8 protein-coding genes are annotated in these 12,382 nt (G+C 66.2%); 4 read left to right on the forward strand and 4 right to left on the reverse strand.

The window, feature by feature from the left end; translation table 11 throughout:
* Positions 1-5 precede the first annotated feature (5 nt).
* The 3 genes from MO486_RS14110 (at position 6) to MO486_RS14120 (ending at position 5,436) form a co-directional block, all read left to right on the forward strand.
* Positions 6-1,520, forward strand: a complete 1,515-nt coding sequence (locus MO486_RS14110) for a YifB family Mg chelatase-like AAA ATPase (RefSeq protein ID WP_242909049.1) — start codon at positions 6-8, stop codon at positions 1,518-1,520.
* A gap of 67 nt (positions 1,521-1,587) precedes the next feature.
* Positions 1,588-3,630, forward strand: a complete 2,043-nt coding sequence (locus MO486_RS14115; protein ID WP_242909054.1) for a S9 family peptidase — start codon at positions 1,588-1,590, stop codon at positions 3,628-3,630.
* Between the two features lie 66 nt (positions 3,631-3,696).
* Positions 3,697-5,436 carry a potassium/proton antiporter gene (locus MO486_RS14120; RefSeq protein WP_242909056.1) on the forward strand — a complete coding sequence of 580 codons (1,740 nt, stop codon included), beginning with the start codon at positions 3,697-3,699 and terminating at the stop codon, positions 5,434-5,436.
* A 140-nt stretch (positions 5,437-5,576) separates the two neighbouring features.
* Here MO486_RS14120 and MO486_RS14125 read toward each other — a convergent pair whose 3' ends face one another.
* Positions 5,577-6,803, reverse strand: a complete 1,227-nt coding sequence (locus tag MO486_RS14125; RefSeq protein ID WP_242909058.1) for a putative peptide maturation dehydrogenase — start codon at positions 6,801-6,803, stop codon at positions 5,577-5,579.
* A 102-nt stretch (positions 6,804-6,905) separates the two neighbouring features.
* Between MO486_RS14125 and MO486_RS14130 the strand changes: the two genes are divergently transcribed.
* A complete protein-coding gene (locus MO486_RS14130) occupies positions 6,906-7,208 on the forward strand; it encodes an NHLP-related RiPP peptide (RefSeq protein WP_242909060.1) in 303 nt (100 codons plus the stop codon).
* Between the two features lie 81 nt (positions 7,209-7,289).
* Here the strand turns inward: MO486_RS14130 and MO486_RS14135 are convergent, their stop codons facing one another.
* The 3 genes from MO486_RS14135 to aceA form a co-directional block, all read right to left on the reverse strand.
* The gene (locus MO486_RS14135; RefSeq protein ID WP_242909062.1) at positions 7,290-9,815 is read right to left on the reverse strand and encodes a putative peptide modification system cyclase; all 2,526 of its coding nucleotides are present in this window, start codon (positions 9,813-9,815) and stop codon (positions 7,290-7,292) included.
* 28 nt (positions 9,816-9,843) lie between these two features.
* Positions 9,844-10,875, reverse strand: coding sequence for a GGDEF domain-containing protein (locus MO486_RS14140; RefSeq protein ID WP_242909064.1), 1,032 nt, complete (start codon positions 10,873-10,875; stop codon positions 9,844-9,846).
* A 117-nt stretch (positions 10,876-10,992) separates the two neighbouring features.
* Complete coding sequence (aceA, locus tag MO486_RS14145; protein ID WP_242909066.1) at positions 10,993-12,291, reverse strand: isocitrate lyase; 1,299 nt, start codon at positions 12,289-12,291, stop codon at positions 10,993-10,995.
* Between the last annotated feature and the right edge of the window lie 91 nt (positions 12,292-12,382).

Genomic DNA, 12,382 nt, shown 5'->3' on the forward strand with positions numbered 1-12,382 from the left:
CCACCATGAACCTGGCACTCGTGCACAGCCGTGCACGATCGGGCGTGCGCGCGCCCGCGGTCCGCGTCGAAGTGCATTTGTCCGGTGGACTGCCGCGGATGTCGATCGTCGGGCTACCCGAAGCCGCGGTGCGCGAAGCGAAGGATCGCGTGCGGGCTGCGATCCACTGCGCGCAGTTCGAATTCCCGGCGCGCGTCATTACGGTGAACCTGGCGCCTGCCGACTTGCCGAAGGATGGCGGCCGCTTCGACCTGCCGATCGCGCTCGGCATCCTCGCCGCCAGCGGGCAGATCCCGCTCGATGCACTGGGCGACTACGAGTTCCTAGGCGAACTCGGCCTCACGGGCGAGTTGCGTGCGGTCGACGGCGTGCTGCCGGCGGCACTCGCCGCGGCGCAGGCCGGGCGCAAACTGATCGTGCCCATCGGCAACGGTGCCGAAGCCGCATTGGCACGCGATGTCGAGGCGACGACCGCACGCACCCTGCTCGAAGTCTGCGGCGCATTGAGTGGCAACAAGGTGTTGCCGCAAGCCATTGCACCACCATCGCGACGCGAGCGTGGTCCCGATCTCGCCGATGTGCGCGGGCAGGCGCATGCGCGACGCGCGCTCGAAGTCGCGGCGGCGGGCAATCATCACCTGCTGCTCGTCGGTCCACCCGGCTGTGGCAAGACTTTGCTCGCTTCACGCCTACCCGGCCTGTTGCCGGAGGCGAGCGAAGCCGAAGCGCTGGAAGCCGCGGCGATCGCATCGGTAAGTGGTCGTGGACTCGATCCCGCGCGCTGGTTGGAACGTCCGTATCGCTCGCCGCATCACACGGCGAGTGCAGTTGCCCTCGTCGGTGGAGGTGCGGAACCGCGACCCGGTGAAATCTCACTGGCACACCGCGGTGTCTTGTTTTTGGATGAGTTACCGGAATGGTCGCGCCAGGCATTGGAAGTGCTGCGCGAGCCACTCGAATCCGGTGTGGTCACCATTTCGCGCGCTGCGCGGCAAAGCGAATTCCCCGCGCGCTTCCAATTGGTTGCCGCGATGAATCCTTGCCCTTGCGGCTGGGCTGGCGACGTCTCTGGACGTTGCCGTTGTGGCACCGAAGCGATTCGCCGTTACCGCGCCCGCATCTCCGGGCCGTTGCTGGATCGCATCGACCTGCATGTCGATGTGCCGCGTCTGCCGCCATCGGCACTGCGCGAAGATGGACCCCGCAGCGAATCCAGCGACGAGGTCCGCGCCCGCGTCGAACAGGCGCGTGCAACCCAACACGATCGCGCCGGAAAGCCGAATGCGCAACTCACGCAAGCGGAAACCGTCGCCGCGTGCCGGCTCGCCCCACACGACCAGGCGTTGCTTGAACGCGCGATCGACGCGCTGCAACTCTCGGCGCGTTCGCTGCACCGCATCCTCCGTGTCGCCCGCACCATCGCCGACCTCGCCGGTAGCCCAGACATCGCCACCGCACACCTGACCGAAGCGATCGGCTACCGACGCCTGGATCGTGGCAACGCCGCACTACCGGCCTGACGTCTGGCATGGGCCGTTGCCAACGGGGTCCTGCATGATCGAAACACCTTCCACCGGAGCGTGCGCCATGTCGAAGCGAATCCCTGTCTTGTTCACAGCGCTGTCATTGGCCGTCGGCGCGATGCTTTCCGCCCACGCGGCAGAAGTCGAACTGATTCCACGCGAGGCCTTGTTCGGCAACCCCGAGCGCGCCAACGTGCAGATCAGCCCCGACGGCAAGTATCTGAGCTGGACGGCACCGGTGAACGGCGTGATGAATGTCTGGGTCGCCCCAGCCGATGACCTGTCGAAAGCACGTGCGGTCACCGACGATGCGGCCCGCGGCATCCGCCAGTATTTCTGGAGCTATCGCCCGGATACGCTGCTGTACCTGCGCGACTCCGGCGGCGACGAGAATTTCCATCTGTATGCGCTGGACTTGAAATCGGACAGCAAGCGCGACCTGACTCCATTTCCAAAAACACGCGCCGCGGTCAACGGCGTCAGCCACCTGCATCCGGACTCGGTGCTGGTCGGCATGAACGATCGCGACGCGAAGTGGCATGACCTCTATCGCGTCGACCTCGCCAGTGGCGCGCGCACGCTGGTGGAGAAGAACACCCAGGACATTGCCGGCTACTTGACCGACGCGGACTATCAGGTGCGGATGGCGCAGAAATCGCGCCCGGATGGCGGCAGTGATCTGCTCAAACCGGATGGCAAGGGTGGCTGGAGCAAGTTCGACGAGATCCCGTTCGCGGATTCGCTGACCACTTCGCCGGGCGGCTATACCACCGATGGCAAGACGCTCTACTTCACCGATTCGCGTGGGCGCGATACCGCAGCCCTGTACGCGATCGACGCTGCCAGCGGCAACAAGCGGCTACTGCTGGAGGACGCGCGTGCGGACGTCGGCGAGGTGATCGCCGATCCGAAGACCGGCGAAATCGATGCGGTGTCGGTGAACTACCTGCGCGACGAATGGAAGGTGCTGGACCCATCGATCGTGGACGATCTCGCCAAGCTGAAGGCGATTGGTCCCGGCGATGTGTTCGTCACTGCGCGCACGTTGGACGATCGCACCTGGATCGCCGGCTACGCGGCCGCCGAAAGCCCGGTGGTGTACTACCACTACGATCGCACCGGCGACGGCAAGCTGACCAAGCTGTTCGCGGCGCGACCTGCGCTGGAGGGCAAGCCGTTGGTGCCGATGTGGCCGCAGGAAATCAAATCACGCGATGGCCTGACGCTGGTCAGCTACCTCAGCCTGCCGAAATCAGCCGATGTCGACAACGACGGCCGTGCCGACAAACCGGTGCCGATGGTGCTGCTCGTGCATGGCGGTCCCTGGGGCCGCGACGGCTATGGTTACGGCGGGCTTACGCAATGGCTGGCCAACCGCGGTTACGCGGTGCTGCAGGTGAATTTCCGCGGCTCCACCGGCTTCGGCAAGGCGTTCACCAACAAGGCCGACCTGGAATGGGCCGGCAAGATGCATGACGACCTGATCGACGCGGTGAACTGGGCGGTCGAACAGAAAGTCACCACGAAAGATGAAGTCGCGATCATGGGCGGCAGTTACGGCGGTTACGCGACACTGGTGGGCGTGACCTTCACGCCGGACACCTTCAAATGCGGCGTCGATATCGTCGGTCCATCCAACCTCAACACCTTGCTGAGCACGATCCCGCCGTACTGGGCGAGCTTCTTCGAACAATTCGCCAGGCGCGTCGGCGATCCGCGCACGCCTGAAGGCAAGCAGCTGCTCGCCGAACGCTCGCCGCTGACGCACGTCGATGCAATCAAGAAGCCGCTGTTGATCGCCCAGGGCGCCAATGATCCGCGGGTGAAGCAGGCCGAGGCCGACCAGATCGTCAAAGCGATGCAGGCAAAGAACATTCCGGTCACCTATGTGCTGTTCCCGGATGAGGGCCATGGGTTCCAGCGCCCGGAAAACAGCAAGGCCTTCAACGCGGTGACCGAAGGTTTCCTTGGCCAGTGCCTGGGCGGGCGGGTGCAACCGATCGGCGGCGATTTTGCCGGCTCCAGCATCGGCGTACCGACCGGCGCCGACGGCGTGCCTGGTCTGGCCGAAGCCCTCAAGACGCACAAGGTCGAAGCGCGGAACTGAGCGTCCGGCTCTGATCGAAAATCGCGGCACGCTACACTGCCTCCGTCGCCATGACGGGGGCAGTGGTTGGAACACCTGCACGCCATCGACCTGCGCCTGCTCGGCGGCGCACTGCTGATCCTCGCCGGGATCGCGTCTTCGTTGCTGGCGCGGCGGTTCGGTGCGCCCTTGCTGTTGGTGTTCCTGTTCCTGGGCCTGTTGCTGGGTGAGGACGGACCGGGCGGCATCCAGTATTCCGACACGCGTTTCACCTACATGGTCGGTGCGCTGGCGCTGGCGGTGATCCTGTTCGACGGCGGCCTGCGCACGCGTGCAGCGCATGTCCGCGGCAGCGTGGTGCCGGCGGTGGTGCTGGCCAGCGTCGGCGTGGTCCTGACCGCGGCGCTGACGGCGTTCGCAGCCATGAAGTTGCTCGAACTGCCGCTGCTGGAAGCGCTCCTGCTCGGCACCATCGTCGCTTCGACCGACGCCGCCGCGGTGTTCTTCCTGTTGCGTGCTGGCGGCTTGCACCTGGAACGCCGCAGCGGCGCAACGCTGGAGATCGAGTCGGGCAGCAACGATCCGGCGGCGGTGTTCCTGGTGATCGCATTGACGATGTGGCTTGCCGGCGACAACGACGGCGGCATCGTCCTGCTCGCGGTCAAGCTGGTCTGGGCATTCGGTGCCGGCCTTGCGCTCGGTTATGCCGGCGGCCGCGTCATCGTCGCCGCACTCAACAAATACACCCTCCCCGCGGGTCTACATCCGTGGCTGGCGCTGGCCGGCGCGGTGGCCTTGTTCGCATTGACGAACCTGCTTGGCGGGAGCGGTTATCTCGCGGTGTATCTGGCCGGGATCGTCATCGCCAATCGACCGGTACGGGCGCGTAACGAGGTGCTGTCGGTGCAGGACGCAGCGACCTGGTTCGCGCAGTTGGTGATGTTCCTGCTGCTCGGCCTGCTGGCGACGCCGCACAAGGTGCTCGACGTGTTGTGGCCAGCGCTGGGCGTAGCGGCGTTCCTGATGTTCGTGGCACGGCCGGCGGCGGTGCTGGCCTGCCTGTTGCCGTTCGGCTATCGCATGCAGGAGATCGGCTTCATCGCCTGGACGGGATTGCGCGGTGCGGTCGGCATCTTCCTCGCATCGATCCCATTGCTGGCGGGATTGCCGAACGCGCAGCTGTATTTCAACGTTGCCTTCGTCGTGGTCTTCGCATCGCTGGTCGTGCAGGGCTGGACGCTGGCGCGCGCCGCACACGGCTTCGGCGTCGCGGTGCCACGAGCCGATCCCAATACACGACGCATCCAACTAGATCTGCCCGGCCAGCTCGAATACGACATGGTCGGTTATCGCATCGCTCCCGGCAGCGCCGCCTTGCGTGGCGTGCCACTGCCCGGTCGTGTGCGCCTGGCGATGGTGGTGCGCGAAGGCCATGTGCTGCTGCCGGAAGAAGCCGGCGCATTGCAGGCGCAGGACTATGCCTATTTCCTCGCCCCGAGCGGCCAGGCGCCCCGACTGGATTGGCTGTTTGCCGAAGGCGGCGACGCACGCGTGGCCGAGCAGGAAACCTTCGGCAGCTTCATCCTGCCCGGCGACGTGCCGCTGGGCGAACTCGCCACGTTCTATGGCCTCAAGTTGCCGCCGCGCTTCGCCGCTTCGACGGCCGCGCATCTGTTCGACGAACGCTTCGACGAGCAGGCGCAGGTCGGCGACCGCCTCGCGCTCGGCAACGCCGTGCTGGTGGTGCGCAGCCTGAGGGACGATCGCGTCGCGCAGGTGGGATTGAAGTTCGCAGGTGTGGGCGAGCGGTTGATCGGCGGGCGGTAGATTCCCATTGCCTAGCCCGCTTGCGGGGAGAGGGGCAGCTTCGCGCAACGAAGCAGGGTGAGGTGCGTGCCGTGAGAACAGAAGCGCCCCTCTTCCGCCCTCCAGGCACCTTCTCTCCCGCAAGCGGGAGAACGAACATTTCATTCCGTTCGATGCGACCACGCCTTGCGGTTCGGATCCAGCTCGTAGGTCTGCATCGCTTCCGCGCGCATGCCGAAGCCGCAGACCGCGAGCGGGCCATCGACAATGCCGGTCAGGCCGAAGGCGCGTTCGATGTCGAACTCGTTGATCGCGGCGGTCACGAAACTGCCCAGCCCCTGCTCGGTCGCGCTCAACAACAGCGTCTGCGACAGGTGGCCGACATCGAGGATGCAGACGCGGTAAGCCTTGGGATGGTTGCGGTACTTCCAGAAATTGCGCCCGAAGCGCGGCGCCAGCACGCACAGCACCGGCGCATCGGCGAACCACTGCTGGCCGCCGACCGCGATCCAGGCCAGGAAATCCAGCGCACCCTTGTCTTGCATCGAGGCATGCCTGCCCGCATCGGCCAGGATTCGCGTCTCGTCCAGCGGCAATGGTTGCAGCGCATGGTCGCCGGCACGGTAGTGGTACAGGCCTGGTTGCAGTCCTTCGACCTTGCGCACGATCAGGTAACACTCGGTGGGATGCAGCGCGCCGCCGGACGGGCTGGTCTTTTTCAACACATCGAAATCGTCGGCGCCACGCACCCGTCCGCGCGCGCCGAACACGCGCTCCAGCACCTGCGCGAACAATGTCAGCGGTAGTGGCCGCGTGGTATCGAAGTTGCGGCAGGTAGCGCGCGCATCGAGCACGTCGTCGAACGCCGTGCGTCCCGCCCGCGACAGCGCAATGCGCGCTTTCGCATCGCCGCGTTCGTGCAGCATCGGCGGTGGCGCGCCATAAGCCTCGCGCAGACCCTGCGCAGTACGCATCCCCGCTGCCTCCACCTCGCCAGCGGCATCGATGCCATCCCAGCGTGAAGCCGCGTGCCACACCGACGCCAAGCCATGCCAGCGCTGACTGCGGAAGCATTCGTCGGCTTCGCGCTGCGCCGCCCAGGGCTTGGTACTGCCGACCAGCAGGCCGGCTACAAGCAGACCCCGTACCCGCGCCGCGCCATGGCGTTCGCGCAGTTGCGCTGCGGCAATCCAGTCCAGCGGGCTCAGTTCGCCGAGCAGGGCGAGGTCATCAGCGTCCACCTCCACTGGCGCAGGCAGCTGCGGAGCATGCGCGAACCACTGCATCCGGCTCACCACACCGGTGCCGCCGGACAACAGCGCATCAAGTTCGAAGTGCGCCACCTCGCGCGGCTCCAGCCACAGCACCGCGCATCGCCGAACCCGCATTGCCTGCCCCTGCTGACAAAGCGCGATCTTGGCGCTTGCCGAGGCTAGCGGACAAGGGTAGCGTCGCGACTGTTGTGTCCATCAACACAGGGGGAATGCACCATGGCAACCAAGAAAGGCCCGAAGCCGGCACCACTGGATCCGAAAGTCACGAAGAAGCTGCTCGATTTGCTGTCCACCGACAATGAATTCCGGCGTCTGTTCAAGAAGGACGCGGGAGCGGCCTTGGCGAAGGCCGGTTACAAGGTCGCGGCGGACGCCACTTCGGCCCGTGGATGCATGCAGCTACAGGCCACGGATCGGATCGCACCGAAGGAAAAGATCGTGCGGGATCGCGCCAAGCTCGAACAGGCATTGAATTCCGTGGTCAATTTCGAGTGCACCAAGGCGTTCAGCGCCGACTGAAACACTCGACTCCGCAGGACGATTCCGCCCTGCGGCTCGGTTCCCGGACCCGGGCAGCGCGGAGTGCAGCCTGCCTGCCCGCTATTCCGACCGGTGCCCGGGCAGCGCCTGCGATTCCGACTGTCCTTGCAGCGCCTCTGCTGAAACGGCCGTATTGAAGAATCGCAACACGTCGGTCGTCGTGGTTTCGGTAAACACCCGTCCGCGATGCGTCGTCAACCAGCGCGACTGGACCTGGGCGGCATCACGATTGCCGGCCGCACGCTCAGCACGCATCAGCGCCCAGTGCGCCGCCACCAGCGCGTCGTCGCGCTTGACGACGGGACTCAGGCGGGCCACGGCCGCTTGTGGCGTGCCGGCGAGACGCTCATGTTCGGCCAGCAGCACCTGCTGCAACTGCGCCACAGTCGGGTAGTCGGTGATCACCCTGCTGTCCTGCGTGCGGCGCAGCGCATTGGCAACGCCCGCCGCATTGTCCATGCGTGCCGCCAGCAGGCCGGCGAGCAGATGCAGTTCGGTCGCGGCCGGCGGGTAGATCGCATCGACTTCCACAGCCCTCGCTTCGGTCGCCGAGATGAGTTCCTGCACATGGCGGCGGGCATCGCCTCGTTGCGCCAACACGGCCACGCTGGCAATCGCTGCGCGCGCGCGCAGCGTCTCGAGCACATCGCCGGCCTCACTCGCCTGCTTCAACCAGGCCTGCGCGACATCCGCGGCGCGCACCCATTGGTCCCGGTCGATCCAGGTCACGACACCAGCCTCGCCCTGCCAGCCGCCGCGCCCGCTTGTACCGGCCAAGTTAGCCTTGTCTGCCTCCGCGTGTTGTCCACGAGCATCGTAGGCCCGCGCATGCGCTTCGCTGTAGCCCGTGAAACCGCCTTGGCGTGAACGGCGGAACTCGGCCAACGCTTCGTCGTACCGCTCCTGACCGAGCAAAGCAATCCCTAAGCCAGTGCGGCGAACCTCGACACTCTCGGCCTGCGGCTTCAGCGTGCGCCGCACGGTCGCTTCCACGAGCCGGAAATCGTTGAGGTGGTGCCACTGGATGCTGCCCAGTCGGGCAATCAAGCGGTAATCGTCCGGATACAGCGCCAAATATTCCTGCGCCTTGCGGAAATAAGTCCCGGGCGCAGCGTTCTGCTGCTGCTGCAGTTCGATGCGCGCGCGCTCCTGTGGCGACAACCGCTGCGGAATGGCCAGCGCCTTGCGCCGCTCCTCGCTGGCCTTGGCAACCTCGCCCAGCCCCGAATACAGATCGGCCATGTCCGCATGCGCGAGCGCGAACTGGGGATCAAGCTGCAATGCACGTTGATACAAGCCCAGGGCCTGCTCGCGGTCTCTGGTGGTCTTAACCACGTTGCGCGCCACCGCGAACGCCTTCAGCGCATCCAGGCTAGGCGTGGCCACGTTCGGCAACGGCACCGAGGTCTGCTGCACGTTCTGCATCGCCTCGCCCAGCTTCTCGCGCAACTGGTCGGTGACGTCGTCGATCGAGGCCAGCGCGGATTCGATGCCCTTGCCGTCCGCGGACACCGCGTACACCGTGGCCTGGGTGCGCGGATCGACCACCTCCGCACTGACCCGCAGGCGGCCGCCGACTTCGGCCACGGTGGCCAGCAGCAAGGCGCGGGCGCCGTCGCGCAGTGCGATCTCGGCGCCGATGGCGCGGTCGACCGTCGCATCGGGCTTGTGCTGCATGCGTTGCAGCGTCTCGCGCACCTTGAGGTCGCTGAGCAGGTTGACGTAGCTCGACTGTTCCAGGCTGATGCGGAACGCCTGTTGCAGCGAATCATCCAGGCGCGCGTCGCCGGTGAGGTTGCGCATGTCGCCGACGACGACCCAGTCGCGCTCGTTGAAGGCGATCGCCGGGGTCGGGCGGGTGATGAACCAGGCGCCGGTCCCCATGCCGACCAGCAGGAAGAGTTCCGCGGCCAGTGCGGCCGGGCGGCGCCACAGCGGAATATCGCGCCAGGCCTTGGCATGGTTCTGCTTGGGTGCACGCAGCGGGGCGTAGCCGGGTTCGCCGACTTCGTAGATTTCCTGCGCGTCCGGTACGCCCTTGAAGCGCCAGCGGCCGTGCGATTTCCAGATCAGGTGTTCGCTGCGCTCGCCGAGTTCGCGCGCGGAGCGGTGCGCCATCGGTTCGGCGGTGGCCGAAAGCAGGACCTGCCCGGGTCGCGCCAGGGTCATCAGGCGTCCCGCCAACGGCTTGGCCAGGCCTTCGACTTCCAGCGGCTTGGCTCCGGCCTGCACCGCGGCGTCGCTGTTGCGCCAGGTCAGCACTTCGCCGACATGGAGGCCGGCGCGCGCCTGGAGGGTGAGCTTGCGTGCCTCGCCGATTTCGCGCAGGCCGCGGTTGTAGTCGAGGGCGAAGCCGAGCGCGTCGACCGGGCGTTCGAACAACAGCAGCAGGCCGTCGGAACGGTCGATCAGGCGCCCGCGCCAGCGTTGCTGCAATTCCAGCACGAGCCGGTCGTGTTCGCGGAACAGCTCGGCCGCGGGCGCATCGCCAAGGCGTTCGACCAGGCTGGTCGAATCGCACAAGTCCGTCAGCAGCAGCGTGCGGACCTGCGGCGCGGTGATGGTGGGTTGCGCGGTGTCGTTCATGGCGGCTGCATCCTGCGCCGGATCGGCTTTACGCCGGAGCGAGCGCTGCGTCCTGCCATTCGACGCGGTTCCCACCGAGGCGTTTGGCGCGGTACAGCGCGGCATCCGCCAGCGCATACCAGTCGTCCCAGTGATGCTCGGGCGAGATCAGGCACGCGCCAACGCTGAGAGTGGCGATCTGCGGCGGCGAGGGCTGCATCTCGTGCAGGGCATGCGCGGTGGCAATGACGAATTCGGCCATACGCAGGACATCACCCGGTGTTTCGGCCTTCACCAGCAGACAGAACTCGTCGCCGCCGAGGCGGCAGGCGACGTCGTCCGGGCCGGCAGCCGAGCGCAGGATGTTGGCGACACCCTGCAGCACGCGATCTCCAACGAGATGGCCGTGCTCGTCGTTGATGCCCTTGAAGCGATCACAGTCGATCAGCAGCAGGCCGCGGCCGGCAAGCACATCGTTGCGACGACGCTGCTGCAGGTGCAGCTGGAAGCCGCGGCGGTTGCACAGGCCGGTGAGTTCGTCGGTGCGGGTGAGTTCTTCGGTCTGATTGAGCCGGTGCGTAGTCGCGCGCAACGTGTCGAGTGCAGTCTGCAGGTCGAGGTTGCGGCGGCGCAGGCGGCCGATCAGGTTCTGCTCGTTGAGCACCACGCGCATGATCGCGCGGCGCAGGAAGTGCGCGAGCAAGGCCGGATCGCGATCGACGAGCTGATCGAATTCCTGCTGGCTCAACTCCAGCAACATGCCCGGGCTGGCCGCAACGGCGTCGGCGCTGCGGGCGTGATCGCCGATCAGCAAACCAAGCTCGCCGAAGAATTCGCGCGGGCCGAGACGCTTGGCGATCAGGTCGTCGCCGAAATCGAGGTCGACCTCGCCCTGCGCGATCACGTACATGGTGGTGCCGAGGTCGCCGCGGCGGAACAGGCGTTCGCCGGGCTCGATCCGGCGCGCGCGCCCAATCTGCGCAAACAGCGTGTATTCCTCCGCAGTCAGCGACGCGGCGGGCTCGTTGCTGCCTGGGTCTGGCTGGCGGGTTTTGGGCGACGCCGGCATGTCTCGATTCATTCCACGACCCCCTGTCGTGTCATGAAAACGAGGATACCACCTGAATGCATTCATCCCCTTTGATACGGAGGCCGGAGGGAAACCCGGCCGGCCTCACCTGTCAGGGGAGTAAGGCCCTCAGGCCGCGGCTTTGTCCTCACCGTGGAACTGCTCTTCCTCGGTCGAGCCCTTGAGCGCGGTGGTCGAGGACTGGCCCTGCTGGATCACCTGGGTCACCGCGTCGAAGTAGCCGGTACCGACTTCCCGCTGGTGCTTGACCGCGGTGAAACCCTTGTCGGCGGCGGCGAACTCGGCTTCCTGCAGTTCCACGAACGCGCTCATCTGGCGGCGGGCGTAGCCGTGGGCCAGGTTGAACATGCCGTAGTTGAGGCTGTGGAAACCGGCCAGGGTGATGAACTGGAACTTGTAGCCGTACAACGCGATTTCCTTCTGGAACCTGGCGATCGTCGCGTCGTCCAGGTTCTTCTTCCAGTTGAACGATGGCGAGCAGTTGTAGGCCAGCATCTTGCCCGGGAACTTGGCATGGATCGCCTCAGCGAACTTCTTCGCGAACTCGAGGTCGGGCTTGCCGGTTTCGCACCACACCAGGTCGGCGTACGGCGCGTAGGCGAGGCCGCGGCTGATCGCCTGGTCGAGGCCGTTGCGGGTCTTGTAGAAGCCCTCGACGGTGCGCTCGCCGGTGGTGAACGGCTGGTCGTTGGGGTCGATGTCGGCGGTGAGCAGATCGGCGGCCTCGGCGTCGGTGCGGGCAACGATCAATGTGGGCACACCCATCACGTCGGCGGCGAGGCGCGCGGCAACCAGTTTCTCGACGGCCTCGCGCGTCGGCACCAGCACCTTGCCGCCCATGTGGCCGCACTTCTTGACCGAAGCGAGCTGGTCTTCGAAGTGCACGCCCGAAGCGCCGGCTTCGATCATGCCTTTCATCAGTTCGAACGCATTGAGCACGCCACCGAAACCGGCTTCGGCGTCGGCCACGATCGGCTGCAGGAAGTCGACGTCACCGGTGCCTTCCGCGCACTGGATCTGGTCGGCGCGCAGCAGCGTGTTGTTGATGCGCTTGACCACGGCGGGCACCGAATCGGCCGGGTACAGCGACTGGTCGGGGTACATCTGGCTGCCGAGGTTGGCGTCGGCGGCAACCTGCCAGCCGGACAGATAGATCGCCTTCAACCCGGCCTTCACCTGCTGCATCGCCTGGTTGCCGGTCAGCGCGCCGAGCGCATTGATGAAGGGTTCGGTGTGCAGCGACTTCCACAGCTTGTCGGCGCCGAGCTTGGCGATGGTGTGTTCGACCGGCACCGTGCCGCGCAGACGCACCACGTCTTCCGCCGAGTACGGGCGGGTGATTCCGGCCCAGCGCGGGTTGGTTTGCCACTCTTGCTGCAGTTGCTGGGCGGTGGGGAGCATGGTCATCGCGGCGGTGTCCTGTGGTGAAGAGGTTTTGTAGGAGCGGCTTATAGCCGCGAGCTTTTTTGCCGAACAGATCGCGGCTATAAGCCGCCGG

This window comes from Lysobacter sp. CFH 32150, from assembly GCF_022758295.1.
GTDB lineage: Bacteria > Pseudomonadota > Gammaproteobacteria > Xanthomonadales > Xanthomonadaceae > CFH-32150.